Genomic DNA, 6196 nt, shown 5'->3' on the forward strand with positions numbered 1-6196 from the left:
GCCACAAGAAGGTCAGCTATCGCGGGCTGGCCAAGAACGGGGCGCGCATGTACAGCCTGTTCGCGCTGGCCAACCTCATGATCGCCAAGAGGCCGCTGCTCAGGCCTGCAGGGGTCAGTGCGCCCTGAAGGTTAAGACGAGCTCGCCAATCATTCGAAATCCACGCAAACGTGCGCTCGCCGCGGTGCAATGCATTCGCAGAGAAGCTGTCGGCTCCAGACATTGAATTGATCAGCTCATCCCTAGGTCAATGCGCGCCTGGTGAACAGTGGCGCGACAAGGCCCAGCGCCGTACTGACGACCAGCACGGCGATCCCGGCGAGAGGTGGCGAGTACCAAGGTTGGCCATTAAACGGTGTCTGCGGCATCGCAAAACTCCAAGCGAGGCATGCGATGGTGGCGGAACTCATCTCCCACAGCGGCCAATTGGTAGGCGTGACCGGCAGCGGTTTGCCGGCTCCACTGACCTTGATCGCGTACAGCACCCAAACCACAACGGGTGTCAGGGTGGTAAAAATGATAAGCGTCGACCATTGTGTGGTCACGTTCGCAGACGTACCTGCAGTCGGTGTCAGCGCAGCGACTACCGCGACGTACAGGGTCAGGATTTCGGACGGGATATAGGTCGCTATGGCACTCAGCGCGGACGTCACGGCGTTGGTTGTCTCTGGCTCGCCACCAACAGCTTCCTCCAGCTGCGGTAGGGTTTCGGGATTCGGGCGCCGTGTGTCGGCGCGCCGCCGATAGGCGATGGTGCTGGCAGCTACAAGGCTCATCGTTGCTCCCTCGGAGAAGTATTGGCATGTGAACAGCGCGCGATGGAACTGAAGCCTTGCCTCATCACGGCTGCTCGCACGGCGTGTAAGGTGTCACGTGCAGGTGCCTTCCCTCTGTCTGTACCACCCTGCACAGATGCAGCGAAGGGACAGAACTCAAACGAAGCGAATCTGTTCCAGTGCGAGCAGCGGCTCAGATGGGCAACCGTCTATTGCTTCGTTTCCGGCGGCAAGCGGATCGACATCGGCCAGATCACCGAAGCTCAGACCAGCCTTTTTCTCGATGGAAGCGATGCTCACCTGCGTGGCTGTGCCAAGCTGCGGGGAACGGAAAGGTCCGAAGACGAACTCCTCTTCGGGTTGTAGCTGGTCGACTTGGGACATCTCATAGCCCGTGGCGCAGAGTGCGCCAGATTCATCGTGGATGAACGCGATCACCTTCCAAAACGACCTCGGGATATTGACGCCGTACATCACAGGGTCGCTCTGTTTGAAGAACGGTCCCGTGAACACCGAGATCTTCATGTCATCTTCACGCGCATGCTGAAGTGCGTAGTCCTCCAGCGCGAGCCAGATTGGTGCGTTGAACGCCTGCATCTGCGGCATGGTGTTGGTGACGTGCATGGAATCTTCGTTGCCGCGTTTCGCTGTCGCAGCGTCACCCCAGCCCGGATCCTCGCGCCGCGTCATGTGGCCACGGCTAAACCTGGGCGGGTTGCCATAGCACTCGTTCATGATCTGCTGCTCCTTCGGGATGCGTGGGTCCCACTTCCATGCGACCCGCGCGCTCTTCTTTGACAACTGGCCGTCGATGTTCACCGCACTGAAAAAGCACATCCGGCGCTTCTTGCTCATCACGACGGAGTAGTGCTCGTAGCGAAGCTCGAAATCCTCCTTGCCGTTGTTGTCGTACTTGAGGACGTCACTCGCCTGGGATTCCACCGACGGCAAGGGCACCTCCGCGCCATCCCCGAGGAAGTCCCCCCGGTACCCTTCTCGGTCGCTGTAGTCCTCCACGCGTCCTTCGTCGCCGGCGATGTCGCCAGACCCATCGTCGCCGGGTGTTGGCGCCACCCTGACGTGCCTCACCTGTGAGGGCGAGCCCGGGTTACCCGGATTGCCGAGAGAAACCGTCACTCTCAAAGGGATCGTGACGGTCACCGAACGGTCCGAGTCGGGCTGGGCGGTGGAGGCACGGATAGCCGGGGACTGCCGGGGCGGTTTAGGCGCTTCGTTGAACACCCGGCCACTCTTGACGTCCGCGTACAGCTTGGCGACCACGTCGGCACGCACTGCGTAGTTGGTCGTGAGGAAGGTGCCGCTGAAATGCAGGCCCAAGGCCTCCCCCGAGTCCAGGTCAATGACGGCCGAACCCGAATTGCCGCCCAGCGTCGTACAGTCGTGCAAGATCTGCTTGTCTTGGACCTTGGTCACGGAGCCTGGTGCCAGCCGCTTCTTGTTGTACTTGCGGCCGTATATCTTCTCCATCAGATCGACATCGGGAACCCGGCTGTCGTAGGCCGGGTAACCGATGACTGCGGCATTGAGGGTTTCTCGTACGCGCGTGGCAAGGGTGATCGGCTTCGCCAACGAGGACTTACCTGATGTCAGGTCGACCTCGAAAAACGAGACATCGGGGCCCGGAGCCTGCTGAATGAACAGGGGGCGCAGCAGCTTGAACACCGGCTTCCGGTTGTTGTCGATCTCCTGGAAGAAGTCAACCGCGGCCTCGACGGGCCGCCCCGTCAAACCAATCGTGAACGAGAAGCCCTGCCCTTTGCGCATCGCAAAGGCTTCGGCCACGTGCCTGTTCGTGACGAGCACGCTTTCATTGATAAGCCAGCCCGTGCCGATCCAGTCGTACTTGCTCCCCGTCAGCTCGATCCGGCCCACCGCAGGAATCGTCCCGCTAAGCGACGGCTGTGCGGCTTTCAGGCGATCCTTCCATGTCTTCGAATCCTCGATCTCGTCGAACTCAAGGACGGCATCGTTGTCCCTGATCGCAAGCACCGGTCGCTGCGTGCGCATGATGATGCTTTCGAGCGTCAAGTCGTCTGTCAACGCGGCCGCTGGCGCCGCTCCCTCCTGGATCACCTTGGGCTTTGCCTTGGCCTTTGCCGTCACGCCTGTCTTGGCCTCTTCGGCGAGATGAGGGTCGCGCTCGCTGACCATTCGATTGAAAATTCGCAGGCGTTCCAGTCCGTCGCTCATGGCGTCTTCCTCCCATGGGTTGCTCCRTTGCTCATGCCAACGCAAGGTCAGTCTGGCACTGCGCGATCTGATCCGCGATAGCGGCGTTCTGCGTCCGTATCTTGTCCAGGACCGCATGGATCTGCGTCCCCAGATTGATGTAGGCGGTTTCCTGACCCTGAAACTTTACGCCGGAGACCTCCTCCGCTCCGCGATGAAGCGCCACGACCTGCCACCTGTCATCGCACACGGGTGAGCCGGATGACCCGAAGTCTGTGTCCGTGAAATAGCGAACCGCATCGTTGTCGGCAGTGCGGGCAATGTTGCTGCGAATGCCGATTTTCTTTGGGCCGCCCAAAGGGTGTTGAATGATGTTGAGTGGCTGCCACGAAGTCGCATCCAGGCTCAAGCGAGAGGGCGCAATGCGCAATGGTTCCGGTCCGCCCGCATTCACAGACAGCAAGGCGAAATCCAGGTCAGGGTCTTGTGCGAGAAGCTTTGCCACTCGCACGGAAGTCGGGGCCGCTCCAGCGTGGTCAAAGTCGAACTGAAGTACAGCCTCGGAGGCCTGCTTCTCGAACTCGCTCGCGCTTGCCGGACCTTCGTCGTTGTTCCTCGCGTTGATCACATGATGGTTGGTGATGGCGAGGTCGTTCGCGATCATCCACACCGTGCCGTTCATGATCCACGGCTTGCCGTCAGCAAGAAGGCGCTGGGTTTCGCCCTCAAAGCGTGGAATCAGGATCCGCCCCACGCTTTTTCCCACGCGCAGGCCCTTCGAGAAGAAGACGTAGTCGAGAAGTTCGTTGCGCCCAATAATCGCTTCTTGCTTGATGGCGACAGGAAGAGCGGCAGCGATCGCCATCGGGGGTGTCCCGCTGGTCCTGTTCCCAATACGAGTAGCCTGGGTGGAGAAGAGCGTTGCTTCGGGCAGCGACCGAAACTTGAGCCACCTCGTGCAGTTGGCAAGAAAGCGCGCCAGCGGCACGGTTCCGTCGAGCAGGCGTTCGATGCTGTTGCAGGCGCGCAGTTCGAAAATAAAGCGATCCTGGGCGCTGTTTCCGAATCTGAGTGCACTGGCCCAAGGCTTGTCGATGCCCTCCATGCGGTCCTTACGGTCAGCATCGACGAGGTCGCTCGCGATGGCCGCTGCAATGAGCGCATCCTCCTCGGTAGCAGACACGTACTGGAAGGCCATGCTATGCCACCGACTCCGAGAGTTCGTCGCCGCCCGATGAATAGGCGGCCTGCACGCGAAGTACCCGGTATGGCCAAGAACGGGCGAGTTTTGCGACTTGGCTTGCGAGCTCCCTACACCAACGGTCCTGGTCGCCGACAAATATCGGCCTGTCGGAGAGCCCGCGCCTAGCGGCCTGCACCAGATCGTGACGTGAACGATCCATTTGTTTCATGTCCGCACGGACCAGGGGGCCGGAGCGATCCGCGATAAGGTGGGCCAAATGGACCCAAACGTCCATCCCCCATGTGGATCGTTCACACGCAGCGCCGACCACGGGAAAGATGTCCCAAAGGTCGGTCGATTCCAACCGTCGCAACGCGCTTCGCGTTTCGTTTCGGACCTCTTCGAAAGGCTTCGCCAAGTCTTCGTGCAAACAGTACTGTGCGATCGCCCAATTCTCATGAAGACGCCACGCATGCTTGCCCAAACTGTCGAGAAGACCCTGTTCGATCATTTCCCAGCGGCGGTTCACCGCGTGCAGATGCCAGCACTTCTCACTCAGGAAGAAAAGACGCTGACGTGGGTCGGGCTCCAGCACCGAGCACCTGTCGGCGCGTCGCTGCCAATCAAGCGCCGTATCGGTTTCATTCATCTCGGTGAACATTCGCCAGCCGAGCAATGCCATGCGCAATGACCGTTCATCGTCGTACGCCCTGCGCACGTCCTTCTCCCTGATCCTAAGCCCCACTCGCGCGTATGCCAGCGCAGCTTCGACACTGACGATCAGCTGGTCGTTCGTCGGCTTGGATTGCGCGCTCCGACCGCCTTCTCGGAGGTAATCGATGCGATAGAGTCTTTCCTGGACTTCCGGCGCGAAGTCTTTGATGGACGCCTGGATGCTGGAGCGAATCTCGCTGTCAATCAGCCATCTTTGAGGAAACTCACCAAGGTGGAGTGCGTGATAGCAGTACTCCGCGCGAGAACGCAGGTCCCGGCTGCCGTCATACCACGAAGCCGCAGCAGCATGAATGCGCTGCACGAGCGGTGGGTCTTTGGCCTCCATGAGCTTGAGCATCACTGCCCGAAGGTCACGGCGGTGAACAACGGCGTCTTCCGCGTCGTCGATGGTGACCAACGCCGTCTCGCGCTTGAGTTCCTCGAAGAGTTCGCGCGCATCGGCCCGTGACTCGATGCCGAGGTTGCAAGGTTCGTTGAGCACGTGCTCGATGAGGTCCGGGGTCACCCGGCGAAGGACGAGACCCGGATGCGCGAGCTTGCGCGCCCTGGGGTTGTGAATATGCCCGAGGATGCGCTCGTAGAGCTGCCCTTGGATGACCTCGTCTGTGGCCGAAAACCAAAGGCGACGCTTGCCCGACAGACCCTGAAGTGCGGCAACTCTGCCCTCTTCGGCCATCAACAAGGTCGCAACCAGCACCAGAGACAAGGGCATGCAGCCCACCACACGAATGATGGCGCGACGTTCTGCTGGGTCCTTGATCCCCCGTCCTTTGAGGAAGGCATTGGCCGCCGCCTCATCTAGCTCCCCGACTTCGAGCTCCGTCGCCGGTAGATCGTTCCACGTGAGCGAACGGACTGGAGCGCGCCCAGAAATTACCGTCCGCACGTCCTTCGCACCGCCTTCGGTGCGTTGCAGCACTTCCCAGAAGGCCTGTGCCCTCGCTTCATTACGGTATTGGACCTCTTCGAAGGAGTCCAGGATGAGAACGAGCGGACCGGGCACCTCTTCTTGCGCAAGCACAACGAGAAGCCGGTTCAGAACGTCCGCGACTTCCACGACCATCTCGAAATCGGTTGCTTCTTGAGAATCGCGGTTCGGATCCCGATCGAGCGTCGTTCCGTTTGAGGTTGAAGCCCGTTCAACTGCGCGACGATCCTCTTCGAGTTGCACCAGCAATGCCGCCTGTAGCAGCAAGGGTTCGTATGCCTCGCCTCCTCGCTGCGCATGAACCTGGCGGATGATTTCGGCAGTGAGCCCCCCGATGTCGGCGATGTCGCGGTCAGGTCTGTCGAAATCGAGATACGCCAATGG

Annotated in this window: 4 protein-coding genes and 1 pseudogene; 1 reads left to right on the top strand and 4 read right to left on the bottom strand. The window is 60.4% G+C overall.

The window, feature by feature from the left end; genetic code table 11:
* A pseudogene (locus tag AC1D01_RS16900) lies at positions 1–128 on the top strand (IS5/IS1182 family transposase); the annotation flags it as partial.
* A 114-nt stretch (positions 129–242) separates the two neighbouring features.
* Here the strand turns inward: AC1D01_RS16900 and AC1D01_RS16905 are convergent.
* The 4 genes from AC1D01_RS16905 to AC1D01_RS16920 all read right to left on the bottom strand — a co-directional run.
* The gene (locus AC1D01_RS16905; RefSeq protein ID WP_477868224.1) at positions 243–776 is read right to left on the bottom strand and encodes a hypothetical protein; all 534 of its coding nucleotides are present in this window, start codon (positions 774–776) and stop codon (positions 243–245) included.
* A gap of 156 nt (positions 777–932) precedes the next feature.
* The gene (locus AC1D01_RS16910) at positions 933–2987 is read right to left on the bottom strand and encodes a DNA/RNA non-specific endonuclease (protein ID WP_477868226.1); all 2055 of its coding nucleotides are present in this window, start codon (positions 2985–2987) and stop codon (positions 933–935) included.
* A 31-nt stretch (positions 2988–3018) separates the two neighbouring features.
* Positions 3019–4164: a trypsin-like peptidase domain-containing protein gene (locus tag AC1D01_RS16915; RefSeq protein WP_477868228.1), complete on the bottom strand. Its 1146-nt coding sequence runs from the start codon at positions 4162–4164 to the stop codon at positions 3019–3021.
* Position 4165: 1 nt separating this feature from the next.
* A partial coding sequence (locus tag AC1D01_RS16920; RefSeq protein WP_477868230.1) for a hypothetical protein occupies positions 4166–6196 on the bottom strand: 2031 nt, incomplete at its 5' end.

Source organism: Rhizobacter sp. P3_B12, assembly GCF_056402895.1.

What these genes read in the sequence shown, in the direction of transcription:
- AC1D01_RS16905 (WP_477868224.1), bottom strand. Translation starts at nt 776, where the DNA reads ATGAGCCTTGTAGCTGCCAGCACCATCGCCTATCGGCGGCGCGCCGAC.
- AC1D01_RS16910 (WP_477868226.1), bottom strand. Translation starts at nt 2,987, where the DNA reads ATGAGCGACGGACTGGAACGCCTGCGAATTTTCAATCGAATGGTCAGC.
- AC1D01_RS16915 (WP_477868228.1), bottom strand. Translation starts at nt 4,164, where the DNA reads ATGGCCTTCCAGTACGTGTCTGCTACCGAGGAGGATGCGCTCATTGCA.